At 58.9% G+C, this 25,808-nt stretch carries 19 protein-coding genes and 1 tRNA gene; 1 reads left to right on the top strand and 19 read right to left on the bottom strand.

The genetic code is table 11. The features are described from left to right. Positions 1-46: 46 nt before the first annotated feature. From B5V00_RS00470 to B5V00_RS00390, 18 genes are all read right to left on the bottom strand, one after another. Positions 47-424 (bottom strand): nitrous oxide-stimulated promoter family protein, encoded by a 378-nt coding sequence (locus B5V00_RS00470; protein WP_085008393.1) that lies wholly within the window; start codon positions 422-424, stop codon positions 47-49. 89 nt (positions 425-513) lie between these two features. Beyond that, entirely contained in the window at positions 514-1,806 is a 1,293-nt protein-coding gene (locus B5V00_RS00465) for a multiheme c-type cytochrome (RefSeq protein ID WP_085008391.1), read from the bottom strand. After that, positions 1,803-2,936 carry an alpha/beta hydrolase gene (locus tag B5V00_RS00460; RefSeq protein ID WP_139800603.1) on the bottom strand — a complete coding sequence of 378 codons (1,134 nt, stop codon included), beginning with the start codon at positions 2,934-2,936 and terminating at the stop codon, positions 1,803-1,805. The genes B5V00_RS00465 and B5V00_RS00460 overlap by 4 nt, the downstream gene beginning before the upstream one ends. A gap of 154 nt (positions 2,937-3,090) precedes the next feature. Then, positions 3,091-4,530: a HAMP domain-containing protein gene (locus tag B5V00_RS00455; protein ID WP_085008387.1), complete on the bottom strand. Its 1,440-nt coding sequence runs from the start codon at positions 4,528-4,530 to the stop codon at positions 3,091-3,093. Positions 4,531-4,532: 2 nt separating this feature from the next. Then, positions 4,533-5,327: a substrate-binding domain-containing protein gene (locus B5V00_RS00450; protein ID WP_139800601.1), complete on the bottom strand. Its 795-nt coding sequence runs from the start codon at positions 5,325-5,327 to the stop codon at positions 4,533-4,535. An 87-nt stretch (positions 5,328-5,414) separates the two neighbouring features. Continuing rightward, positions 5,415-5,993, bottom strand: coding sequence for a response regulator (locus B5V00_RS00445; RefSeq protein WP_085008384.1), 579 nt, complete (start codon positions 5,991-5,993; stop codon positions 5,415-5,417). Then, the gene (locus B5V00_RS00440) at positions 5,990-8,470 is read right to left on the bottom strand and encodes an ATPase, T2SS/T4P/T4SS family (RefSeq protein ID WP_245803880.1); all 2,481 of its coding nucleotides are present in this window, start codon (positions 8,468-8,470) and stop codon (positions 5,990-5,992) included. Before B5V00_RS00440 ends, B5V00_RS00445 begins: the two co-directional genes overlap by 4 nt. Then, positions 8,460-9,767: a sensor histidine kinase gene (locus tag B5V00_RS00435; protein ID WP_085008380.1), complete on the bottom strand. Its 1,308-nt coding sequence runs from the start codon at positions 9,765-9,767 to the stop codon at positions 8,460-8,462. The genes B5V00_RS00440 and B5V00_RS00435 overlap by 11 nt, the downstream gene beginning before the upstream one ends. Further along, positions 9,764-10,456, bottom strand: coding sequence for a GTP-binding protein (locus B5V00_RS00430; RefSeq protein ID WP_085008378.1), 693 nt, complete (start codon positions 10,454-10,456; stop codon positions 9,764-9,766). Before B5V00_RS00430 ends, B5V00_RS00435 begins: the two co-directional genes overlap by 4 nt. Before the next feature lie 168 nt (positions 10,457-10,624). Continuing rightward, positions 10,625-11,959 carry a response regulator c-di-GMP phosphodiesterase, NosR family gene (gene nosR / locus B5V00_RS00425; RefSeq protein WP_085008376.1) on the bottom strand — a complete coding sequence of 445 codons (1,335 nt, stop codon included), beginning with the start codon at positions 11,957-11,959 and terminating at the stop codon, positions 10,625-10,627. 15 nt (positions 11,960-11,974) lie between these two features. Further along, complete coding sequence (locus tag B5V00_RS00420; protein ID WP_085008374.1) at positions 11,975-12,820, bottom strand: response regulator; 846 nt, start codon at positions 12,818-12,820, stop codon at positions 11,975-11,977. 20 nt (positions 12,821-12,840) lie between these two features. Further along, positions 12,841-15,435: a PAS domain S-box protein gene (locus B5V00_RS00415; protein WP_172399556.1), complete on the bottom strand. Its 2,595-nt coding sequence runs from the start codon at positions 15,433-15,435 to the stop codon at positions 12,841-12,843. Further along, positions 15,432-17,600 carry a sensor histidine kinase gene (locus B5V00_RS00410; RefSeq protein ID WP_085008370.1) on the bottom strand — a complete coding sequence of 723 codons (2,169 nt, stop codon included), beginning with the start codon at positions 17,598-17,600 and terminating at the stop codon, positions 15,432-15,434. The genes B5V00_RS00415 and B5V00_RS00410 overlap by 4 nt, the downstream gene beginning before the upstream one ends. A 133-nt stretch (positions 17,601-17,733) precedes the next feature. After that, the gene (locus tag B5V00_RS00405; protein WP_085008368.1) at positions 17,734-20,307 is read right to left on the bottom strand and encodes a PAS domain S-box protein; all 2,574 of its coding nucleotides are present in this window, start codon (positions 20,305-20,307) and stop codon (positions 17,734-17,736) included. A 471-nt stretch (positions 20,308-20,778) separates the two neighbouring features. Then, the gene (locus B5V00_RS00400; RefSeq protein ID WP_085008366.1) at positions 20,779-21,447 is read right to left on the bottom strand and encodes a Crp/Fnr family transcriptional regulator; all 669 of its coding nucleotides are present in this window, start codon (positions 21,445-21,447) and stop codon (positions 20,779-20,781) included. A 48-nt stretch (positions 21,448-21,495) separates the two neighbouring features. Next, entirely contained in the window at positions 21,496-21,669 is a 174-nt protein-coding gene (locus B5V00_RS17080; protein WP_172399555.1) for a hypothetical protein, read from the bottom strand. A 512-nt stretch (positions 21,670-22,181) separates the two neighbouring features. Beyond that, positions 22,182-22,268, bottom strand: a tRNA-Leu gene (locus B5V00_RS00395). Between the two features lie 83 nt (positions 22,269-22,351). Beyond that, on the bottom strand, positions 22,352-23,809 hold the full coding sequence (locus B5V00_RS00390) for an Rqc2 family fibronectin-binding protein (RefSeq protein ID WP_172399554.1): 1,458 nt from the start codon (positions 23,807-23,809) through the stop codon (positions 22,352-22,354). Positions 23,810-24,232: 423 nt separating this feature from the next. On the opposite strand from B5V00_RS00390, the gene B5V00_RS00385 reads away from it, so the two are divergent. After that, complete coding sequence (locus tag B5V00_RS00385; RefSeq protein ID WP_085008362.1) at positions 24,233-25,522, top strand: homocysteine synthase; 1,290 nt, start codon at positions 24,233-24,235, stop codon at positions 25,520-25,522. A gap of 20 nt (positions 25,523-25,542) precedes the next feature. Here B5V00_RS00385 and B5V00_RS17075 read toward each other — a convergent pair whose 3' ends face one another. Further along, positions 25,543-25,686, bottom strand: a complete 144-nt coding sequence (locus tag B5V00_RS17075) for a hypothetical protein (protein ID WP_172399553.1) — start codon at positions 25,684-25,686, stop codon at positions 25,543-25,545. Positions 25,687-25,808: the final 122 nt, after the last annotated feature.

Genomic DNA, 25,808 nt, shown 5'->3' with positions numbered 1-25,808 from the left:
GTTGACAGGGGATAAACCTGATTCAGGTTAAACTGTAACTGTGGGTTCAGAAGAAATAATGCCAAAGAAGATCCAGCCGCCCGCGCTTGATCAGGGCGGGCCCGGAAAACCGCATCACCTCGCGAACCTTCTCGCGCATCTCCGCTTTATAGCAATGAACCTGGCAATGCTTGCAGGCCGGTTTAGGATCAAGCGGGCAACGCAGACGTCGTTCGATGGCGTACTGAAGAAAACCACCGCAGTCGGCACAGAAGCGGTAACGCTGCAGGTCGGCGATACCGGACAGTTCAAGATCAGCCGGCAACGGCTGCCGCTGCTCAGTATGCTTGGCGGCGCAATAAACTTCGGTGAAACGGATCAGGACCAGCAGATCCTTGATTTCCCGGCGGCTCAATGATGTCGTTTGACCGGCAACAGTCTTCATTGCTGCACTCTACAACCCCACCGTCCGACAAGACCTTGACTCATATCAAATTCCTGGGCCTAGCCATCATGGCTAGAGACGGCACACATTCACTTGTTCCTGCTCCAGTTGTCAAGCAGGTGTTGTTTTTCGGCCCGATACGCCTCGTCACTCATGCCGCCGCGATCAAAGCGTTTCCTGAGCCGTTCCAGTTCTTTCGTCGGATCCCCCGGAACCTGCCCGGCCCCCGGTTCAGCCGTCCCCGTTTTCGGCTCGGCGAAATTCAACAGGCGGTCCGCCTCGCTGCGGATATCGACCAGGTCCATTTTCAGTTCGGCGTTGCCGTACCAGTGGGTGTAGTCGGGGTTCTGATGATAAGCCCCCTTCCAGGTCCGGGCAAAATCATATTTCTGCATTTTGAAGAACAATCGTTCGATGTGGGAGATGTTCTCGTAGAGCATCTGCCCATCCAGAACCAGCGTCCTGCCGCGCAGGGGATGGGCCGGACGATCTTCCGGTCCCGGCCGCAGCAGACCGCGATCGTTGAGATCCTCGATGATGGCCCGGGCCTGGTCAACGAGAGCCCGCGCCTGCTCGCGAATGCGGTCACCGCGCTGCAGCTCCCGCATGGCAAAACCGCGCGCGTGACAGCTGACGCAGACGGCGAGCATCGCCTTGCGCTCAGCCTTGACCGCTTGTTCGGAATACGGCTTCCCGCCCGGTGAGACGGTAATCCCCCGCGACACATCGTGTCCCCCGGCGGCCAGGTGACAGCTCTGGCAATCGGGTCCGTCGACGCGGCCGCGAACTTTATTGATCTGACCATGCTGGCTGGCGGTCCACATCTCCCACTGCGGATGATCGGGACCCATGTGACACTTGGCGCAGACCTGCGGATCACGGACCAGGGCAAGATCGGTCAGATGATTGCCGTGACAGCTGCCACAACTGTTTTCGACGCTGTGACAGCGGTTGCAGCCGTTCTGCCGCATCTCCCCACTCTGTTCAAGAAAGCGGGCGCAGTGAACGGTACTGACCGGCAGACTGCTCCCCTCCTGGTGGCAGAAACCGCACTCGGCGCTGTTGCGATCGGGCATGTTGCGGGTGCAACCCCACCCGGAATGGAGTCCCTGGCCATGCCGACTGCGCCGATGCTCCGCCAGCGCCTGCCGGTGGCAGGCACCACAGACCTCGGCACCGACAACGGCCTTGCCCTGCAGGATCAGGTCATGGTCCTCTCCATGGCAATCGGCGCAGCCGACACCAGAAGATGCGTGGGCGCTCTGTTGCCACTGGCGTACGGCCGCGGGGGTTTCCTCGCGATGACAGTCGAGGCAGTCCCGGTCGGCGGCAAGAACCGGCACCGCCGACAACAGCAACACCAGGGTAAGCAGCATCCTCATTGATTCATCATCCTTTGGCGCTGGATACGGTAGTCATCGGCATCGATCAGGCCGCGGGCGCGCCAGTCATGAAGAGACTCAAGGCGTTCGGTCGGCACCCCGTCCCCGCCTTGCGGCGGCATCCCCGCCGCAAGGTCGAGGACTTCCAGTTGCGAGGCACGCAGCCAGGCAAGCTGTCGTCCGGCGGGATCAAAGGCGGCCACATCGACCTTGACCGCCACCCCGGTGGTTTCCCCTGCCACTGCCAGGCGACCGGCCAGCAACGACGCATTGCCGAACCGGGCAACGGCAACCGCCCGCCCCGGTCCATTCGGGACGGGCTCGGCCTGCCCGTCCCAGATATCCAGCGAAAGCAGACGTCCTTTGCCGTCAACCACCAGGAGTCGCTCTCCATCAGGCGTAAAAGCCGGACTGCCGGCCGGAGGAGACAGCTCCGCCACGCTCCATTGCCGCCGGCTCGGCAGATGACGAACCATCAGTTGCTGGGCGGGGGGAAAAGCCGGCGGGTCACGGAACTGAAAATAGGCGAGCATATCGCCGGTCGGGTTGAGGACCGCTCCGCTCAACGCCCGAGGATGTTGCGCAAGCCAGGCGGCCGTATCAGGTGGCAGGGTGTTTTCATAGAGAACCCGGGACGGCCCCTCCTCCCGGTCGGAAAGCTCCTTCAACACGACCCGGAGATTGCTGCCGAAGCGATAATTTTGCATCCGTCCCTCGATCAGCAGCAGACCATTCTTCGTCCGCAACAGGTCGGCCGCGTATCCGTCCAGATCGCGGCCGGACAGCTTGCGACCGTCACGGCTCCAGGTTTCCAGACGGCTGCTCATCGCCGTGCCGACCGCAACCAGCAATGTTCTGCTGTCAGACGTCCAGGCGATGGCGGAAACCTGCTCGTCCAGCAGGTGCCGACGCATGGACCCGGCGGGTTCATAGATATCGAGTCCCTTTCCAGCGACAGCCAGCAGACGGCCATCAGGAGACCAGCGGAGCAGCATCGCCCCAGGCGACCGGCCGAGGACCCGGAGATCAACACCGGCCGGAAGTTCCGGTGGCGGCAGTGGTGGGGCGCAGGCGGCACTCAGCAGCAGGACGACGGCGACAAACAACAGGCTTCGACAATTTCGAATCATCCGGATCCCATAAAATCTGTTCAGTGATGGACTCAAATAAAGAGACATCGGCACCATGCAGCATAACCGGCTCGCGACCGACACTCCTTGATGAAAGTCAATTCCCTGAATCAGTGAGCCCCTTGTGCTATCCGCCGACAAGGTGCTCACTGATTCAGGAATTCCCTTTCGCGGGTTGGTCCGCTACGGGGGAGAAGAGACAGGCAATTTCCCTGACGGTGCCCGAGCCATCCTCGAGGACCGTCCAGCTCAGCCTGACACGCACCCGGCCGTCAGGGGTCAGCAGAACTTTTTCACTCTCCCTGACGCCGGGGTTCGACAGCAGGGTCTGCAGCCAGTCGGTCCGGTCGGCCCCCGGTTCAGCGATCAGCTGTTCCAGGGGCACGCCGAGCAGGTCATCCGCCTCCATCCCGAACAGGCGGCAGGCCGCGCGGTTGACATTGTGAACCTTGCCGTCGAGACCGACCAGCAGAAGTCCCTGCTGCATATGTTCGACAATACGATCGAAATACTGTCGCGACACGGTCGAGTTGCGCAACTCCCGCACCATGCGGTTGAAGGCCTTGACCAGGGCGCTGATTTCCCCTTCTCCGTCATCTTTGAGCCGGGCGGAAAAATCCCCATGGGAAATACGCAGGGCCGCCGCGGTCAGATCAAGAATCGGACGGGTCAACCGGTTGGCGAGCAGAATAGCGACCAGCACCCCGAGCAGGGAGATGCCGAGCAGGATCAGAAAGATGGTATTCCGGACCTCAACCGGTCCGGCAATAAACTCACCATAGGGCAGAACCACTATCAGGCTGGCATCAAGCTGACGCAGGGGAGCGTAGGCCACCAGGCCATGGACACCGAGAACCGTACCTTCCAGGCCGCCGACATCGCCGTTCAGGGCCGACCGAACCGCTTTCTCCCTCAACGCCGACTTGGGAAGCTGCTGCATAATGCGTTGCGGATCGGGATAGGCAAGGATTCGGCCGCTGTTCTCAATCAGCACCAGGTAACCACTCTTGCCAACTTCAATGTCATCCAGGATGCGGGTAAGCTCACTCAACGGCATACGGGCCAACAGGGCCCCGACGAATTCATCACCGAAATACCGCTGAATCCCGTAAATCAGGGTCAGCATCGGCTGCCCGTTTTCAGGAGCCGGTGCCAACGGCCCGAGCAGGGCCCGGTTGGGGTGTTTTCTGGCCAGTTTGAAAAGCGGGTTGGACGACTGATCTTCAAGATAGGGGAGGCGTTTTCCCTCAACAACCTTGACCTCTTCCCAGCCATTTTCGTCAAGGTAGGCGATCACCGGAAAACGCTGCCGGAAGCGGCTGAAATATTCTCCGGCCGCGGCCAGGCGGGCCGTTTCCGGAAACTCTCTGACCACCCTCCCCTCGGCAATCTGCCGGAGACGCTGGCCGCTGTCGAGCAGTCGCTGGTCCAGCATCCCGGCCACGTGCCTGGCGATAAACTGCAGGTCGGCGCTGCGCTGCTGCTGCAGATAGTATTTCATCAGCATATAGCTGGAGGGTCCGAGGATCAGCATCGCCAGCAGCATCATCCCGAAATGGGAGGCTATCATCCGGGAACGGATCGAGACCAGCATGGTCACGGCCTCGCCGGCACCAGCCCGAAAGCCTTAATCCGGCCGCGTGCCGCGGGGGAAAACAGGAAATCGACAAAACGACGCGCCGGACCTTTCAATTCTCCCTTCCAGGTCACTGCCAGCGGCAGCCAGAGCGGATAGCTGCCGTCCCGCAGGCTCTCGGCGGTGGGTCTCACGCCGTTCAATGACAGGCTGCGGATGGATGTGCCAAACGTGGCTGAGAGGGGCAGGTAGCCGAGCGTCTGACGATGGCGGATGAGAACACGAATCATTTCCGAAGTCGAATAGAGAATCTTGCCGACGGGAGGACGTCCAAGGTCGAAAACCGGGGAAAATTCCGCCAGCACCAGGCGGCAGGAGTCGCCGGCTTCCCTTTCGGCAAGATAGATCTTGCCCGCGCCCCCTCCCAGTTCGCTCCAGTCTCTGATCACGCCGGAAAAAACCGCTTCCACCTGGGCGGTGGTCAGGTTACTGACATCCTTCTGATCAACATGGGTGGCAAAGACCACCGGTGAAAAAGCGAACTGTTTCCAGCGCAGACCGGCGGCCCGTTCAGTCGCGGTCAGACGGCGGGCCACCCGCGCCAGAACCGCCTTGCCGCGCAGCACCTGCCTGATCCCTCCGCTGCTGCCGATGCTTTCCGGGATAATGACCAGGTCGGACTGTCGGGCACCGTAGAGTTCCCCGAGATCACGCAGCAGTTTCTGACTGTCCCCGGTGCCGGGAATGAAAATGATTTCGCCCGCGGCGGTGCCGGCATGCCCCGCGACAGCGCAGCCGACAAACAATAACAGCATGAAACGAAACGCCTGAACCAAGGGGGCCCCTCCGCTGCGGTTGTTCGGGAACCTGCTCTGATCATTTTCGATGATCTGGCGTCAAAGTCAACCGGCAGATCCCGGTCCCCGCGTCTCAACGGCACACTCGCGCAGAATTTCCTCGATTTCATCCTCGTTCAACTCCGGCACCCGGTAACTGCCGTCCCGACCCCGTTCGACCTGGACGGCACCGGGATGCCGCTCCTCCAGGTCAACCAGCTGTCGACCCTGAGTGCGGACAATCGCCAGCAATCGCCTGTTTTCCATCTCCAGATCAAATTTTTCGATGCCACTGCGGACCGCCAGCCGCAGCGTGAGATCATCCCAGGGCTTGACCAGGAAACGGTAGATCTGACCCTCGTTGACAGCCGACATCGCCGCCTCGATGCTGGCATGCCCGGTCAGCAGGATGCGCACCGTCTGCGGCGCCCGCAGGCTGAGCAGGGTGAGAAATTCGGAACCGCACATGCCCGGCATCCGTTCGTCGGAGATAACGACCTTGAAGGTCCGGCGGGCGGCCAGTTCAAGGGCGGCATCACCGCTCTGCGCCGTTTCGATCCGGTAGCCGTCATCCAGCAGACAGCGCGTCAGGGCCTTGAGAACATGGGGCTCGTCATCGACCAGCAGGATCCTGTCTTCGTTCATGACTTTTCCTTTCGCTGTGACTTCACCGGCAGGGGTGACAGTGTCCGTTCCGCTCCGCAGGAGACGCAGATCTTCCAATCGTCTTCAAGGGGCATTCTGCACTGCATGCAGACGTTGTGCTTGAAATTGCCGCAATAGGGACAATAGAGATATTTGACATCGATCACCCGGCGACAGTTTTCACAGGTTCGTTCATGGCGCACCTGCGGACCGACAACCCGCAGCAGTTCCTCCAGCGTGGTTACACCCCGCCGAACCTTTTCCAGCCCGTCTTCGAGCAGGGTTTTAAAACCGTTGGTGCGTGCCATTTCGAGCAACTGGGATTCACGGCAGCCTTCACTGACCAGGTGACGGTAATCATCATTCATCATGAAGATTTCATAGATCCCGGTCCGCCCGAGATAGCCGGTGTCATTGCAGCGCCGGCACCCCTCCGCCGTCCAGATGCCGTCAGGAAACAGTTGCGCAGAAATCCTCAGCATCTCACTGACCTCCGGATCGGGAACACCGGGGCGTCGGCAGTGGGGGCAGAGGGTTCTGACCAGCCGCTGAGCGATGACGCCTTCGAGGGCGGAGCCGATCAGGTAGGGCTTGATGCCGATATCGATCAGCCGGGTGATGGAGGCGATGGAGCTGTTGGTGTGCAGCGTGGTGAGAACCATGTGCCCGGTCAGGGCCGCCTTGAAGGCGACATCAGCGGTTTCCAGGTCACGAACCTCGCCGACCAGGATGACATCCGGATCCTGGCGCAGGGTGGCGCGCAGCACCGATGCGAAGTTGAGACCGGTTTTTTCCCTGACATGGACCTGGTTGGCCTCTTCGAGAAAATATTCAACCGGATCCTCGATGGTTTCAAAATTCCGCGTGCGGTCCAGCATCTCACCAAGCAGCGAGTAGAGCAGCGTGGTCTTGCCGCTGCCGGTCGGGCCGGTGGCAATGATGATGCCCTGCGGCTTGCGGGTCAGCCCGCGGATAGCTTTCAGATCGCTGTCGAGCAGCCCCAGCTCGTCGAGAGATTTCACCGACGAGCTTTTGTCGAGGATGCGCATGACCACTTTTTCGCCGTTGATCGACGGCATGGTCGAAACCCGCAGATCGACCATCCGCGTTCCCGACTTGACGGTAATCCTGCCGTCCTGCGGGACGCGGCGCTCTGAAATATCGAGCCGGGCGAGAATCTTGACCCGGGAAACCGTCGCCGGATGCAGATCGACCGGAATTCTGATCTTGTCGTGCAGCATGCCGTCAATGCGCATCCGCACCACCGTGTACTTGGTTTTCGGTTCGATATGAATGTCGCTGGCCCGGTAACGGATCGCCTCGGAGATGATGGCGTTGACAATACGAATGATCGGCGGGACCTCGGAGGAGTTGAGCAGCTCCTGGACATTCTCGTCGAAGTCCTCATCTTCGATGACAATATCGACCTCGTCGATCGGTTCCAGGTCGGGAATGCCGTCAAAATCAACACCACGCTCATCAACACTGCCATAGACCGCCAGCAGCTGCTGACGCACCTCACTGGCCCGCGCCACGATCGGTCTGATTTTAAATCCGGTCATCCGCGAGAGATCATCAAGCTTGTAGATATCACTCGGATCGGCCAGCGCCAGCGCCATCTCCCGGCCTTCAAGCCGAATCGGCAGCATACAGTGTTTTTCACACAGCTCCCGCGGCAGCAGGCAGACCACTTCACGGCTGAGACTGACCTCCCGCAGGTCGAGACCTTCCAGGTGAAGCCGTTCCTGCAGTGTTCTGAAAATGCGGTTCTCGCTCGCCAGGCCGAGACGCGCCAGGGTCTCGGTGATAAATTCATCCGGTCTGCGATCATGCAGCGCCTGCTGGAAATCGGCCTCCTCGATCAGGCCGGCGCGAACCAGCAGGTTGCCAAGGAAAGCATGATTTTCTCCCAGCAGCTGAGTGACCTTTTTCAGCTTCTCTTTTTGTTCACGGGTGACGAGCCGCAGGTTGCGATTCTCCTGGATCAGCAGGTACTGCTGCAGGGCCAGGCTGACGGTCAGCCGCAGATCCTCGTCATTCCAGGGTTTGGTGATGAACTTGTAGACCGCCCCTTCGTTGACGGCTCCCATGATGGACTGCACATCGGCGTGTCCGGTCAGCATGATGCGGATGATCTCGGGCCACTGCCGCTTGACCTCCTTGAGCAGATCGGCGCCGCTCATGCCCGGCATGCGGTGATCGGAAATGATCAGCTGAAAAGACTGGGAAGCAAGCAGTTCGAGAGCCTGCTCGGCACTGGCCGCAGTGACAATCTGATAGTTTTCATCAAGAAAGATCCGCTGCAGGGACTTGAGAACCGGCTCTTCGTCATCGACAAACAGCAGCCTGAAGACCTTCTCGTCCCGGTTTGCGCGGACGGAGTCGACTTCGCGCGGAGAACAACGTCCTTGCTCTTCCCCAGGGAGGGCGGTCGGCAACGGAGCGCCGTTGAACAGCCCGGCATACCTAGCCATCATCAGCTCCCCGCGGCCAGCAAACCTCGACCCGGGTTCCACCTTCGGGTCGACTGGAAATGTCGACCCGCCCCCCCCACTGTTCGAGAATATTGTGGACCACCGTCAAACCCAGCCCGATGCCGCCGCCGACCTCGCGGGTGGTGAAAAAAGGCTCGAACACCCGGCTTCGAAGCTCCTCCGGGATGCCGCTGCCGTTATCGGCGATCGACAACCAGACCTGATCGCCGGAAAAACCGGTGGCGACTTCCAGCAGAAGACCTTCTCTGCGGCTCTGCAGCGCGTTGCGCAACAGGTTGAGCAGAACCTGGCTCAACTGCCCACCGACACAGGTGACCGGGGTGATGGTCCGGTAGTCGCGGACAATCCTGGTTCCGGGCGGGGTTTCGTGAGCCAGCAGACCCAGAGCCCGGTCGACTTCGACATCCAGTTCGATCTTTTCCGCCCCGAGGGCGTCGATATGCGAAAAACTCTTCAGATCGGAGACAATCGATTTGACGCGTTCGGCACCGTCAATGCTCTCCCGGAAAAGATCATCCAGATCCTCCAGGATGAAATCCAGTTTAAGTTTCCGCCACAGCGCCTCGGCTTCAGCGACCGTCTCCCCATCGGCGGTGTACCGGGCACGGTAGAACCGCAGCATTTCGACCAGGCGCTGCAGGTAGGTCTGCAGCGAGTGCAGGTTGCTGTGCACAAAACCGAGCGGGTTGTTGATTTCATGGGCCACGCCGGCGGCGAGCCGCCCTACCGAGGCCATCTGCTGCTGGGCGACCAGACCGGCATAGGCCTGCTTCAGTTCAGCGGTCCGCTGCTGCACCCTGGTTTCAAGGTTTTCCGCCAATTCACGATAATTTCGCTCCGATTCCGTCAGCCGGGCGTTGATGGCCAGCAGCTCATCGTAGCTCTGGTTGATGACCCGGGTATGAATTTCCGTTGTCAGCATCCTCTTCAGGTTACTGGTGATCACCGTATTCAGCGCGCCGCCGACCAATGCCAGGATGGTTTTGAGAACACCGGCGCAACTCTCGGGCGCCAGCAGACGAACGTCTCCGACCGGCTCGCCTTCGACCAGCAGTTCCTCAGCGGCGCTGACAAACCCGGGCAGCGTACCGCTGCCGACGGAACCTGCTGAAAGGCCATGATCCCACAAGGTACCCTGAGCCGCATCCCGCACTTCAACCCGGCTGGCTCCGGCACGACAGGCGGCCTGCAGCAGCGGCATGACATCGTCACCGGTCAACAGGTCAATGAGCCGTTTCTCTTCTCCGACGACATAGTCAATATTTTCCCGTTCACTCATTCATACCTCCCCTCCCCGTCCACCGACACCGGTCGCGGCCCGCGCGGCCTGACCAGCCCGGCGACAAAAGCGTCCCGATCGAGACCATGTCTCTCCGCCAGGCGAAAACGGCTGTCCAACCGCGCGTAGGTCAGGGCAACCAGCTGGCGGAAAGTCTCCACCACGCCCCATCCCTTGAGGGCCGAAGCACAGAAGACCGGGATGCCGGTCGACTGCCAGCTGTTGTGAATCTCCTCTTCACTGACAATGTCGGGAAGGTCGCGTTTATTGTACTGCACCACCAGCGGCAGGGTGTCGATATCGAGACCGACCAGCGCCAGGTTGTCCTCCAGGTTGCTGAAACTGTTGACGTTGTTGGCCCGTTCACGATTCTGTGAATCGGCGATGAAAGCGACTCCGTCGGCTCGCTGCAGCACCGCCTTGCGGGTGGCGTCATGCTTGACCTGGCCGGGCACGGTATAGACCTTGACCTTGATCTTCAGACCGCTTGGCGCCACCAGGAAGAAGGGCAGCAGATCAAAGAAGATGGTGCGGTCATCCCGGGTGTCGAGCACCATCAGATCCCCGCGGCCATTCCGCTGCAACTGCTCGTGAAGCTGCAGCAGATTGGTGGTCTTTCCTGACATGGCCGGCCCGTAATAGACCAGCTTGAGAACCATTTTTCGCTCTATGTCATCGTACGCGATCACGCATCCTCGGCTTTCTGTTCCCTGAATCAGTGAGTTCCTGTTCGATAGAGAGTACAAGTGCCTGGCCTGAACGGGATTGCCAAAAATCTGAAGCGCCCCCCGGGTTCGCTGGTGATTTTCGGGAAGCCCAGGCGGGGCAATGACCTGTGCTGTCCGCTGACAAGGGTCTCACTGATTCAGGTCGTCCTCTGCCACCAGCACCGTCACCCCCCCGGGGAAGGGATCGAGCAGGTGGTAGCGATGAATCGATTCGATCTGCGGCTCCTGCAGGTTGGTGCCTTTTTTCAGGAGCATCAGACCGGTGCCGCTGTAAAGATCCTCAGCCAGCAGCATCCCGGGACGCAGCTCTTTGGGATCGAGAATCATACCGACCTTGCCGTCGGCATAGACGACCTGGCCGTAAAGTTCCAGCAGCGGTTTTTCCAGATGCGGCAGCAATTCGGGATCGAAACGGCTGCGGCACAGCTCTTTGATCGAACCGATGGCCTTCTTCACCGCTGCCTGGCTCGGGCTGGGACCGAGCAGGCGGTCGGCATAATCCGCCATGGCGATGATCCGCGCCCCGAGCGGGATATCATCCCCCCTGCGGCCTTCGGGATAGCCGCTGCCGTCATACCATTCATGGTGATGCCGGATCAGCACCCCGGCGGGACGCAGATCGATGATGCCGTCTATCGCCGTCTGCCCGAGGATGGCGTGCTGCATGTAACGTTCGACATCAGGAGCCGACATATCTTCTATCCTGCCGTGCAGCAATTCGTCGGGAATGCCGATCTTGCCGATATCATGCAGCAGCGCGGCTTCATAGATGCAGTCTCTCTCCGCCTCGGGAAGGTTCATGCCGGTCGCCATCTCCCGGGCCAGAGCCGCGACATTTTCGGCATGGCTGTTGAGTGACTTGTCACGCAGTTCAATCAGGTTTGACAGCGCCTCGATAATGCCGCGCAGGGTCTTTTTGAGCCGCGTGTTATGGGCATAGAGTTTTTCGTTTTTCTTGCGGATCTCGCCGGTCTGTTCCAACACCCGGGCCTTGAGTCGCCGGTTCCAGTCTTCCAGTTCCTCATTCTTGGCCCGGATAATATCCTGCAGACGTTTATTCTCCTGCTGCAGGCGAAAACGGTCGACTTCACTGCGGATAATCTGCAGCAGTTCCTGGTCCTCCCAGGGCTTCTTGATGTAACGACAGGCTCCGCCCTTGTTGATGGCGTCGATGGCGGCACTGACATCAGCGTAGCCGGTCAGCACGATCCGGGGGATATCGGGATGCAGCTCCCGCGCCCGGGCGAGGAACTCGGCACCGGTCATTTCCGGCATGCGCTGGTCGGAAACCACCAGCCCGATATTCTCTTCCCGCGCCAGGATCTCCAGTCCCTCGGCGCCCGAACCGGCGACCAGGGTTTCGAAATCCTCATCCATGGTCAGCCGGCGCAACGAAGAGAGGATATTCTTCTCGTCATCGACGAACAGGACCTTGATCTCTACGGGGGTATTCGCATCACTCATGGTTTTCACTCCGCGTCAACTGCCGCAATCCCCGTTCACCAGGGTCAGTATGATCCCCTCCTGATCTCCCGAAGCCATGCGGGAAACCCAGGCCAGAAGGTTTCGGCCGCTGATCTCAACCTTCCGGCAGCCTGCCCCCTCATCACCCGATTCATCGACAAGCCGGTTGAGACAATCCGGCAGAAAATCTGCCCGCGGCAACCCCACCAGGTGCTGGTCGGGCATGCCGAGAATTTCACTTAACGCCTGGTTGGTCTTGACGATGGTGCCGTCAACGTCGAAACCGATCACCGCGACCGGCAGAGCGTCGAGAATATTCTGGGAAATGCCGAGGGCCTGGTTCTTGAACTCGAGACTCTGGGTTCGCTCAGCCACCAGTTCTTCAAGGTTTTCATTCATCTCCTGCAATTTATCGTTGCTCTCCTGCAGTTCGGTCATCAACTGCCGGTTCCGCTGCTGCAGAAAATAGAGCTGCAGGGCGGCGTCGAGAGTATTTTTCAGTTCGTCGTCGTTCCATGGTTTGGGAATGAACTTGTAGATCTGACCCTCGTTGATGGCCGAAACGATCGCCCCGGCATCGGCGTAACCGGAAAGGACGATACGAACCGTTTCCGGACGCCGGCGACAAACCTCGCGCAGAAAATCGACGCCGTTCTGTCCCGGCATCCGGTAATCGGAAATGACCAGCTGAAAGTCCTCTTCCTCCTCCAGAATTGTCAATCCCTCTTCGGCCGATTCGGCGGTGAAGATCTCATAGTCATCATCGAGAAATATCCGCTGCAGAGCCCGCAGGACATTGCGTTCATCGTCAACGCAAAGGATACGAACCTGTTGTTCCTGCAAATTGATCTGCTGTTCCATGGTCTGATCCTCTCTGCGCGTCAGTTGCTGACCTGATCGTCATCTGTCTCCGGCGCCGGAGCACCGTCAAGCGGCAGGCTGATACGGAAAGTCGTCCCCTCGCCGACCCGACTGTCCACCTCGATATCACCACCATGTTTCTTGATGATTTCATAGGAGATGCTCATCCCCAGCCCGGTGCCCTTGCCGACCTCCTTGGTGGTAAAGAAAGGCTCGAAAATCCGCGCCAGGTTTTCTTCCGGGATACCGCAGCCGTCGTCGCTGATGCGGACCACGACAAAAGCGCCCTCGACAGCCGTCTGGACGACAATTTTCCCTTTGGTTTCGATCGCCTGGGCAGCATTGACGAGAATATTCATGAACACCTGGTTGAGCTGCTGCGGGTAGCATTTGACGCGCGGCAGTTCGGCCAGGTCCCGCTCCAGCGTGACCTTGTACTTCAACTCGTTCCAGACAATATTGATCGTACTTTCCAGGCATTCGTTGATATCGGCCTCACTGTATTCACTCTGGTCGACGCGGGAGAAGCTCTTCAGGTTCTGGACAATGGTCTTGACCCGTTCGGCACCGTCGAGGGATTCGGCGATCAGGTCGGGAATGTCATCGAGCAGGTAGCGGATCTTGAGTTTCTTCTCCATGGCCTTCAGCGCCTCGCGCTTCTCCGCAGGAACCTGCTCCGCCAGGATCTCAGCCTGCAACTCGATGAACTGGCGCAGCTTGTCGACGTACTTGCCGAGGGTCGCCAGGTTGCTCTTGATGAATCCGACCGGGTTGTTGATTTCATGCGCCACCCCGGCCGCCAGCTGGCCGATGGAGGCCATTTTCTCCTGCTGCAGCATCTGCGACTGGGTCGCCTTCAGCTCGTTGTAGGCCCGCTGCAGTTCCCGCTGGGCTTCCTGCAGCTCATCCCGCTCGTGCAGAACGGCCTGTTCAAGCTCTTTGCGTTTGGTAATGTCCTCCTTCACCGCCAGGTAATGGCGGATATTGCCGTCACTGTCGGCGATCGGCGTGATACTGGCCATCTCCCAGAAAAACTCACCGTTCTTGCGCCGATTGTGAAATTCGCCGCGCCATTCCTCTCCGGCGGTCAGGGTCTTCCAAAGCAGGCTGTCGTCAGAACAGCCGTCCTCCCCCTTGAGGACCCGCAGATTCTTCTCCCGGACCTCCTCCTCTGTGTAACCGGTCACTTCACTGAACTTGGGATTGACATATTCGATACAGCCGTCAAGGTCAGTAATGATAATCGAACAGGGAGACTGCTCCACCGCCTGCGACAGGGTGCGCATTTCATTGTTGAGTTTCTGCAGCGCAGCGGTCCGTTCTTCAACCCGCTGTTCCAACGAATCGTTCAGGGCCAGCAACTGTTCCTCGACCATCTTGTGGTCGGTGATATCGAAGGCGGAACCGATCATGCCGCAGATCCGGTCTCCTGCCTTGATCGGCGCACCATTGATCTCCATCCAGCGGTATTCACCGTCGGCCCGTTTCAGTCGCAGCTCCAGACTGAAAAGACGCCCTTTCTGCAGGCAGGCATCGGTCTTGATCACCATTTTCGCCAGGTCATCGGCATGGACGAACGCGTCCCAGCCCTGGTCTCTCCGCTCAGCCGTCCAGCCGGTAAACTGCTGCCAGTGCCGGTTGCCGTAACAAAGCCGTCCATCCACTCCGGTTTCCCAGATCAGTGCCGGCACCGCGTCGGCCAGGGTGGCAAAACGACGGGAACTGTTCTCCAGGGCCTCGATGCCCTGCTTCCTGGAAATCAGGCCGCGTACCAGGTCGCCGACCAGAGACAATAGCTCCTGGTCCGATTTCTGCCATCTTCGACACTGCGCGACCACATCAACACCGAGAAAACCGCAAACCTGGTCATTTTCGACCAGCGGTACCACCATCAGCGCCCCGATCTTCTGCTCCCGCCAGAGCTGTTGTTCAGCGCCCGCTTCCGGCGGAAGGTCGGCAGTATCCTTCACCATCAGCGGCCGGTGGGCGGCCATGATCTCCCAGAACCAGGGCAGCCCGGTTACCGGAAGATCCTGCAGGTTCTCCAACTCGGGCCGACAGCGATCCGACACCCATGCGTGGCAATTGCTGATGGTCTGCCGTTCGCTGTTGAAACGAAACAGGTAACAACGGTCCACCTGGAGGAACCGGCCGAGTTCTTCCAGGGCGAGATTGATCCCCTCGTCAGCCCGATCCGCCGGCAGGGTGATCATGCGATTGGAGACGCGGGACAGAAATTCGCTCTGCTGCTCATGGTGCTGCAGCTGACGCTGGATCTGAACCTGCGCGGTCATATCCTGCAGCAGCAGAAACGCGCCTTCGGTATGGGGAAGAGCCTGACCAACCAGCAGGCTGGAATGCCCGTCGCCATCACGAATAACAAACCGTCTGCTCGGCAACTCCCCCTCGGCGGACAGCGGCTGCAGGCAGAAACAGTCGTCACCGACATCGGCCCCATGACAAAAGTACTGATTGCAGGGCCGCCCGATCAGTTCGTCCGGCGTCTGCCCGAGCATCTCAGCCATGCGCGCCGTGCAACGGGCGATACGATGATCCCCGGTCACCTCGACCAGAGGCACATTCAGCCGCGCCAGGGTTTTCCAGTCGAGGGTCATCCGGTCTCCTGAGTCCGTGATTCTTCCAACAACTTCTCCCATGTCCTGACCTCTCCCTGTCCATGATCAGCAGGCTGATCATCCGTTGCAGAATCATCGACCGCCGTTTTATCAAGGGGAAGAATGATGGTGAAGGTGGTTCCCTCACCGACCCGGCTGTCGATCTCTATCCGCCCACCGTGCTTCTGGATAATTTCGTAGGCAATACTCATTCCGAGACCGGTTCCCTTGCCGACCTCCTTGGTGGTGAAGAAGGGTTCAAAGATCCGTTCCCGCACCTCGTCGGGAATACCGCAGCCATTGTCGGTAATGGCAACCTTGACCTGCTGCCGCTCGCACCAGGTGCGGATGCGAATTTCGCCGCGCTCTTCGATGGCGTGGGCGGCATTGACGAGGATATTCATGAACACCTGGTTGAGCTGCTGCGGATGACATTTGAGCGACGGCAGTTCACCAAAATCTTTTTTCACCTCGGCCTTGTATTTGAGTTCGTTCCAGACGATCTTCAGGGTGCTGTCGAGACAGTCGTTGATGTTGACCTCAGTCTCTTCGGCCTGGTCAACCCGCGAAAAGGTCTTCAGGTTCTGGACGATATCGCGCACCCGCTTCGCTCCGTCGAGGGATTCATCGAGCAGTTCGGGAATATCCTCGAAAACCATGTCGACCTTGGACTTGCGTCGCTGTCGCAGGTAGGCTTCGGCCTGTTCTTCGTCCATCAGATCAGCCAACAGGGCGGCCTGTTCCTTGTCGGCGGCCCGGAGCTTGGCAAGGTATTTTCCAAGGGTATTGAGGTTGCTGGTGACAAACCCCATCGGGTTGTTGATCTCATGCGCCACCCCGGCCGCCAGCTGACCGATGGAGGCCATCTTTTCCTGCTGCAGCATCTGCGATTGAGTGTCCTTCAGCTGACGATTGGCCTCTTCGAGGGCGGCCGCCTGTTCGGACAAGATGCGGTGATTTGATTCCAGCTGTTCGGTCAGCTGCCAGGACGCGTCAAGCGCCTGGGCCAGGTCACTCTGAGCCGACTGCAGTTCACTGTTGGCCTTACGGGAATCGACCAGCGCCTCGGACAGCTCCATATAAAGCGCGTAGATCACCCGCGCCAGGCCGCCGATATCGGGATTTTTCTGCAACGGCAACAGACGGCCCGGAGTCCTCCCCTTAACATCGTCATCGACGCCGTCTTCTGCCGGGAGCTGAAGATGCTCAACGATATTTTCCAGGTCGCGCAACGGACGCATCAAACGGCCGACAGCGATCCAGCCGATAATCGCCGCCAGCAGGGCGCAGGCAAGACCCGCCAGAGCGATCCGAAATTCAACCCGATTGATATGGCTCAAGGCTTCGTCCCGCGGCTCCTGGGCTCCCACGATCCAGGTCGAACCGGCAACCCTGCGCAGCGCCAGCAACATCGAAATGCCACGGGAGTTGACGGTTTCTCCGACTCCGTCAACTCCCTCGATGGCCCGATCGAACATCGGGTTGGCGCCGAGGGGCACATCGCTGACCAGAATTCTTTTCTCATCCGGGTGCAGAATGATTTTCCGCGAGATATCGAAGACATAGATATACCCGGACTGTCCGAGCCTTTTCTGCCGCAGGGCGCCGAGTCCGGCGGGATCGAGCAGCTGCGCCGAGCAGCCCAGGACCCCGAGAAAATTGCCCTGGCGATCCTGAAGATAGGCGGTAAAGGTCAGCACCGGCTGCCCGGTACGGGCCGAACGGTAGGGTTCACCGATAATGCCGTGACGGGCGTCGCGGGTGCGTTTGAAATAGGGACGAAAAGCGAAATTCCGGCCGCGTTTTTCCGGGTGGGGCGGCCAGTCGACCAGCAGATCTCCCTGAGCATTCAAAATAAACAGACCATTGCGGAAATTCGGAAAGGATTCGGCCATCATCCGGAGCTGCCTTTCCAGAGCCGCGGGGTGGTTGTTTTTCAGGGCGTCAAGCGGCAGAGTCACGGCGATCGCCCGGGCCTCGCGGAAACCGCTCTCGAGGTAATTGGCGATGGTGGCGGCGGTGCTCTGGGCGACCATGTCAACACTGCTGTAGACCGACGCGCGCAGGGCCTTTTCGTACAGGAAATGCATGCAGAAGCCGCTGATTGTCAACGCCAGGGAGACAACAACCCCCAACAACAATGATGTCTTATGCCGCAGATTCATATCCCCGCTCCCCGGCCCGCAACGACAGCCTGACGGTGAAGGGTCGGAAACTCATCTTCACCGGACTTTGATGCTTTCGCGGATACTCTTTTGCTGGCTGAACAATAATTTCGCTCCCCCGGGCTTCGTGGTATCAGCATGCGAGCGCCTCCTTGCTCTGCAGAGGCAGGAAAATCGTGAAGGTCGTTCCTTCCCCGAGTCGGCTTTCAACACTGATTTCGCCATGGTGTTTCTTGATGATGTCGTAACTGATCGACAACCCCAGCCCGGTTCCCTTGCCGACCTCCTTGGTGGTGAAGAAAGGCTCGAAAATCCGCTCGCGGGCCTTCTCTGAAATACCGCTGCCGGTGTCGGAAATCGCCACCCGGATTCCCTCTCCATCCCGCCAGGTCCGAACGGTTATTTCTCCCTGGTCCTCAATCGCGTGAGCGGCATTGACCAGCAGGTTCATGAACACCTGGTTGAGCTGCTGCGGATAGCAGCGCAGCCGTGGGATATCGCCGAATTCCTTTTTCAACGTCGCCTTGTACTTGATCTCGTTCCAGGCGATGTTGATGGTGCTTTCGAGACATTCATGCAGGTCGACTTCCTTGCAGTCGGCATCATCGACGCGCGAGAATCCCTTGAGGTCGAGGACGATTTTCTTGACCCGGTCGGCCCCCTCCAGGGATTCGTCGATCAGGTCTTTCAGATCATGGACGATATAGTCGATTTTCAGCTTTTTCCGCAGGGCCGCCAGATCGTCACCGATTTCATTCCTCCCCTTTTCACGCCACAACCGCTCCTGCTCATCGAGGTAGTCGATGATGCGGCCGGCATACTTGCCGAGAGTGGTCAGGTTGCTGCTGATGAAACCGATCGGGTTGTTGATCTCGTGGGCGACCCCGGCACTGAGCTGACCGATGGAGGCCATCTTCTCCTGCTGCAGAATACGCGACTGACTGGCTTTCAACTCGGAATGGGCCTCTTCCAGCGCGGCCGTCTTCTCGGCCAGGGCCAGGTTGTTGTTCTCCAGTTCGGCAGCGAAATGCTGCAGCTCCATTTCGGCTCTCTTGCGCTGGGTGATATCCCGGGCCATGTGAATCAGGTAGCGGGGTTCACCCGCTTCATCCATCACCGGGGTCAGCTGAATTTCAACATACTGGATATTTCCATCCGGGGTGTGATGCAGATGTTCACAGATTTCGACCTTGCCGAATTCAAGCACCTCCATCACCGGACAGAGATGATCGATACCGTCACAAGGCTGATCCAGACCATGGGTGAGCTTGTAGCAGGGTTGCCCGACAACCGACTCGTAGCTTTCCCCGCAGGACTCCACAAAGGCCTTATTGGCCTTGAGAATGATCAGGCTGTTCGCGTCGAGAATCATCATCTCTTCCTGAAGACTGTCGAGTACCGTCTCCAGGAAACGCTTGCCACTGCGGATTTTCTCCTCGGCGATCTTGCGGTCGGTTATATCCTGGGCGAGGCAGATAAGGGCATCGCCCTCTCCGTCCTCTCCGGTCAATGGGGCGCTGGAAAAGAGGACCGGAACCAGATTGCCGGAACGAGTCCGGTATTCGAGTTCGACCTGCTCGCCGTCGCGGCTGTCGATGAAATGATCGAACCAGGAATCCGCCGTATCGCTGCGCTCGGCGAAAATCTTCTCAATGCTCATGCCGAGCAGTTCCTCCGATTGGTACCCGAGCATTCTGCAGCTGGCGCGATTCGCCTTGCGGATGGTGCCGTCGGCCCCCACCACCATCAGCGAATCGTTCATTGAATCAAGAATGCGGTCGAGGTAGTCGCGACTGACGGTAACCGCATCAAGGGAGTCGAGCATATGGTTGAAGGCGGCGGTCAGGGTGCCGATTTCATCCGGGGCCGTGATTTTCAATCGCCCGAAGTTGCCATCACGGGAAAAAGCTTCGATTTCCCGGGTCAGGTGATCAAGCCGCTTTGTCCCACCCTTGACCGTCCACCAGATGGTCAGGGCGGCAACAATGAACAGGATACAAAAGGAACCGACCACGAACCGAACCAGGGCCGCCACCTGCGCCTCAACATTCTGCATCGACAGGCCGATGCGGAACCCGCCCCAGTGTTCGCCGAAGACAAAAACCGGAGCACTGACATCCCACATGGTGACGCCGGTATCACGATGGTAGACCTGGCGGAGGACGGGTTCGCCATTTTCTCCGGTGAAGCGTGCCGCCCGCAGGCCGACCGGGTCGTTGAAAAGCCGCTTGGTGCGATTACCGGTGATGTCAACCGCATCATCTCCGGTCAGAGGTCTGGAATAGGTGCTGTTGTGAGTCGGCAGGTAACCGTTGCGATCGACCAGTACGGCGAAAACGACACTGTCATCGTTGAGAAAGGTGTCTTCAAGGGCACGGAGGCGTAAATCGAGCAGAGTATCGTAGCGGGTGTGGTATTTGGGAATCGCGCTGCCGGCCAACGGTCCCGATTCAATGTGCCGGTAGTCGGTATCGAAAAGATCATCGATCGACAGCCGACCGTCGGTCACCAGCCCTTCAAGGATGTTCTGAGCCGCGCGGGCACCGACCAGGGCGTCAGTGCGGGCCTTGTCGAACATCAGTTTTTCGAGCGCCCGTGACCGTTCGCTGACGATGACCACGGCGAACAACCCCATCAGCAGACAGACGACACCGGTGACAGAGAAGATAATTTTGCGCGACAGACGCGCCCTGATCCAGTTTCGCACCCCGACCTCCAGCCAGTTTTACCGGTTGCCCTGGTGACGCAGGGATACGGCATACGAACGAAAACGTCACAGAGCTTTCACCTGAATCCGTGAGTTCCTGTTGGATGGAGAGGGCAAGTGCCTGGCCTGAATGAGATTTTCAAAAATCTGAAGCGCACCCAAAGGTTCGCTGGTGATTTTTGGGAAGCTCAGGCAGACCAATGACTTGTGCTGTCCGCCGACAAGGGGCTCGCGGATTCAGGTTTCAGTCTCTCTTCGGCGGAATGCGGAGGAAACTTAAATGTGGATGGATCAGGAAGGACTATTCTTTGTAACCTGAATCAGTGAACTCCGGTTGGATGGAGAGTGCAAGTGCTTGGTCTGGATGAGGTTTCCAAAAATCTGAAGCGCACCCAAAGGTTCGCTGGTGATTATTGGGAACCTCAGACAGATCAATGACTTGTGCTATCCGCCGACAAGGGGTTCACTGATTCAGGTGTAACTCTCCGCCAGGTCTTCGAGCCGGTCGGCGTCGAGAATGGTGATTTTTTTACCTTCGACCTTGATACAGCCTTCATCAGAGAACTTGCGCAGAGTGCGCGAAAGGGTTTCGCTGACGGTGCCGAGGTTGGAGGCGAGCTGGGTCTTGGAAATCGGCAGATCGAAGGATGACTGATCCCCGGCCAGATCAAGCAGGTAGCGCGCCAGGCGGGCCGGCACATCCTTGAAGGTCAACTCCTCGATCTGCGAGGCAAACTGGCGCAGAAAGCGGGAGAGACCGCCGATCATGTTGATGGCAAGCTGGCTGCGGCGGTGCAGCAGACCGAGAAATTCGTCACGGGGAAAGAAGAGGAGCTGGGACTTTTCCAGCGGTTCGGCATAGGCGGGATAGAGACCGTTGCCGAAAATGGCCGCCTCGGCGAAACTGGAACCGGGGTGGACGATGTGCAGGATGCGCTCCTTGCCCTCCGGCGAGAGCTTGAAGACCTTGACCTTGCCGCTGCCGACGATGAAGAACCCTTCGGCTTCATCACCATCGGAAAACAGCAGGTCGCCGCGGGTGTGGTTTTTTTTCCGGCAGATCGCCAGCAATTCATCCAGGTCCTCTTCGCTGACACCGGCAAAGAGGAAATTCTGCTTCAGCAACTGTCTGGTATCCATAATCAATTTCCGAGAGATGGGAGCAGGGGATAAAAAACAGTCAACGCGTCAATGATAGCTTTTGTCCGCGCCCTCTCCAGACTTGGTCAGGGCCACCGCCAGAATGGCGAAGGGACCGAGCAGCAGGCCGAGCACGACCCAGAGGGGAACACTTTTGCCCTTGCTTTTGGCCAACGAGGCAGCGGCGGCGGGAAAGACAAGCCAGAAAATAAACAATTGCATGGAACCTCCAGAAGGATGGGGATGGCGCGACCCTGAATCAGGGAGGTCCTCTTGGATGGAGACTGCAAGTACCTGGACTGAATGGGATTTCCAAAAACCTGAAGCGCACCCACAGGTTCGCTGGTGATTTTTGAGAAACTCAGGCAGGTCAATGACTTGTGCTGTCCACCGACAAGGGGCTCACGGATTCTGGGCCACTATAGCACAGGATGTTTTTTCCGGTTATCGATTTCGAAAACCAGGCTGGACGACACTGCGCTTCGAATCTCCCCTTCGGCTATACGATAAAAGCCCGGTCACTTGCGCGACCGGGCTTTGACTTTTTCTGGTGCCGAGACTCGCCCACTACGCCGCCGCCATCACGGCGTCGCCTGCGTCGGCTCCCCTCCGCTCGCTGACGCGGGCATCCCTGCCCGCTTTTCGTCCACTGGACGCGCTCGCTGCGCTTCGAGTCCCCCCTTCGGCGCAAATTGAAAGCCCGGTCACTTGCGTGACCGGGCTTTGACTTTTTCTGGTGCCGAAGGGGAGACTCGAACTCCCACGTCCCTACGGACACTAGACCCTGAACCTAGCGTGTCTACCAATTCCACCACTTCGGCGTGAAGCGTGGGAATTTATATCAAACCGGTTCGGGCAATGCAACAAAATTTTTCCGCCGCAGGTGAATTTTTTCATTCCCGGTTCAGGATTCACCTTCGGCTTCGACCTCCAGCCGCAAAGGCTGCACCGTCAGGGTTTCGAAACGGCGCAGGTGGACCTGCCCCGGGTGGGCCCCCTTGACCTTGTAGACATCCGCCGCCAGGCAGCAGATCACCTCCACCTTCCCGTCTCCCTTTGCGCGGGAATAACCAGCAGCGATACGGGCAGCATGCCGCAGGTCGTCGTCGGCCACCTCAACCTGCGGGCTGTCGCGCTTCAGCAACAGGTGACAACCGGGAACGCCCCGGGCATGAAACCAGTAATCGTGGGCCGCGGCGACCCGGGTGGTGAGATAGTCGTTGGCGCGGTTGTTCCGGCCCCAGAGAATCGGATGTCCACCCGGACTGACCGTTCGCCGCAGGGTGGGGACACCGCTCAGACGACGACGGGTCGCCGGTTCATGCCGGGTCGGGCGGTAGAGACCGGCCTGCCGCAATTCCTCGGCGATCTCCCGCAGATCTTCGGGCAGGACGGCTTCATCGAGAGCCAACTGAACCTGTTCGAGCCAGGCCAGTTGCTGTTCGGTTTCTTCCCGGCGACGCCGGACATGATCAATGCCACGCTTCTCTTTCTTGTAGCGCTTGAACAGCGCCTGGGCGTTCTCCTGGGGATTCAGGCGCGGGTCGAGAGCAATCTCCACCTCAACCGGGGGATCGTCACTGTAGTCAATCACCCGGACCGAATCCATTCCCTTGCGAACCAGGTGCAGGTTGGCAAGCAGCAACTCTCCGAGCCGGCGGCGCTCGGCAAAGGATTCCTTGTCTTCTCCTTCCCGGGCGATATTGGCGAGGCGTTTCGTGAGCCGCTTCCGCTCACGGGCAACGACCCGCTGCAATTCACCACGATCGCCGAGTTGGCCGGCCTGAAACTGCAGAGGATAATAATAGTCATCGAGCCGCAGCCAGAGAGCCCGGCCGGAAACGGATTCCAGCGCCCCGAGTGCCTCGGGAAACGACCGGGCCGGTACACGACCGGGAGGTTCCGGCAAATGGTAACGTTCCCCCGGCTGCAGACAGCGCCCGTTCCGATCGCTCTTTTTGCGCACCAGAGCGTCGATGATGATTCCGTCCCCATCGACCAGCAACAGATTGCCCGGAGAGCCGAAAAGTTCAATATAAAGACGCAGCGACCCGTCCGGACCGGTGACATCCAGAATGGCAATCCGGTCACCATCGACCCGGGTGATCGCATCGATCCTTCTCAGGCGGGCCCGCAGCAACTGGCAGAAGCGAGGCGGAGTGTAGGGATTGGGATAGGTTTTTTCGGTCAGGTGAATGCGGGCCAGGGACCCGACACTGATCAACAGGCGCAGGTTCTCCCTGCCGGTCCACAGCCGAAGCACCAGGGTATCGGCGGTCGGTTGATGGATCTTGGCGACCCGGGCCCCGGCAAGCAGTGGCCTGAGTTCAGCGATCGTTTTTTCAAACAGCAGGATATTCACAAATAACAATCTTCCCGGGAGCAATGAATCCATGCCCGACAATCAGTACTGGCTGGAGTCAGCAGGTTCACGTAGACCTTTCATTGCCGACATCAGCTCAGATGGTGCTCTGCTGTCAGTTCATGGCTGAATGTCACAGAATTCTACAACTGTTCCATGTGTTTTAATTTTCAACTTCTTGACTTTTTTACTTTATTTTGTTTTTCTTCCCACAATCGATTTCATACCTGAATCAGTGAGTTCCTGTTGGATGGAGAGTGCAGGTGCTTGGCCTGAATGAGGTTTTCAAAAATTTGAAGCGCACCCGCAGGTTCGCTGGTAATTTCTGGAAAGCCCAGGCAGGTCAATGACTTGTGTTCTCCGCCAACAAGGGGCTCACTGATTCAGGTCATATTCAGGATTATTTCCAAGGGAGCAGAGACCATGTCAGACGAAACCAGCTATCAACTCGGCACCAAGGCCCTGCACGCGGGGCAAGTCACGGACCCGACCACCAATGCCCGGGCGGTCCCGATCTACCAGACCTCGTCCTACACCTTCAATTCCTCGGAACACGCCGCCAACCTGTTCGGTCTCAAGGAGATGGGGAATATCTACACCCGCCTGATGAACCCGACCAGCGACGTACTGGAAAAACGCCTGGCGGAGATGGACGGCGGGGTCGGCGCCCTGGCCCTGGCCTCCGGCTCGGCGGCCGTCACTCTGGCGATTCTCAACCTCGCCAAGGCCGGTGACAACATCGTCGCCAGCAGCTACCTCTACGGCGGCACCTACAATCTCTTTCACCATACCTTCGCCCGCATGGGAATCAAGGTTAAATTCGTCGACACCTCGGATCCGCAGGCCGTTGCCGCCGCCATCGACGACAACACCAAGGCGGTCTATACCGAGACCATCGGCAACCCGAAAAACAATGTCGATGACTTCGAAACCCTGGCCGCCATTGCCCACGACAACGGCCTGCCGTTCATCGTCGACAATACTGTCGCCACCCCGGTCCTGTTCCGTCCCATCGAACACGGCGCCGACATCGTCTGCTATTCACTGACCAAGTTCATCGGCGGACACGGCACCAGCATCGGCGGCGCGGTGGTTGACAGCGGAAAATTCGACTGGTCAAGCGGCCGGTTCCCTGAATACACCACTCCGGACCCCAGCTATCATGGTCTGGTTTACCACGAGGCGCTCGGTGAACTCGCCTACATCCTGAAGATGCGCCTCACCCTGCTGCGCGACATGGGACCCTGCCTGTCGCCGTTCAACGCTTTCCAGTTCCTTCAGGGGCTGGAAACCCTGCATGTACGGATGCCGCGCCATTGCGAAAACGCCCTGGCAGTGGCTAAATTTCTCGATGGCCATCCCTGTGTTTCCTGGGTCAACTACCCGGGTCTGGAAAGCCATCCCGACTATGACCGCGCCCGCAAGTACCTGCCGAAGGGGCAGGGCGCGATCCTCGGTTTCGGTATCAGGGGCGGCGCCGAAGCCGGTGCGAAATTCATCGACAATGTCAAGCTCGCCAGTCACCTGGCCAACATCGGCGACGCCAAGACCCTGGTTATTCACCCGGCGACCACCACCCACCAGCAGCTTTCAGCCGAAGAGCAGGAAGCGGCCGGCGTAACCGCCGATTTCGTCCGCGTTTCGGTCGGCATCGAGGATATCGACGACATCCTGTCAGATCTCGACCAGGCGCTCAAGGCCAGCCAGTCCTGACATTCACGGGGGTGGTTCCGTCAGGGGCCACCCCCGATTTCTTCTCCCGCCTCTTCCGGACGACGGACAACCGTCATTCCGCCGCCATCAGCATCGCCAAAAAACGTTATTATTTGAAGACTTTCCACGTTCACCTGTTCACCCGTCTGCTGTTCACCAAACATTCCTGTTCACCCATCTTCTGCTCCTGACCACCACCTTTTCCACCGCCCCCGGCCAACACCCTGAAATTCATAACAGATCCGGTCATGGATCAAAACCATGAAACCTTCCGCTGCGCGAACCG

The organism is Geothermobacter hydrogeniphilus (genome assembly GCF_002093115.1).
In the GTDB taxonomy this organism is placed as follows: Bacteria; Desulfobacterota; Desulfuromonadia; order Desulfuromonadales; family Geothermobacteraceae; genus Geothermobacter_A; species Geothermobacter_A hydrogeniphilus.
Note: the sequence above shows the minus strand (reverse complement) of the source record. Positions and strands in the feature narration are given on the sequence as shown.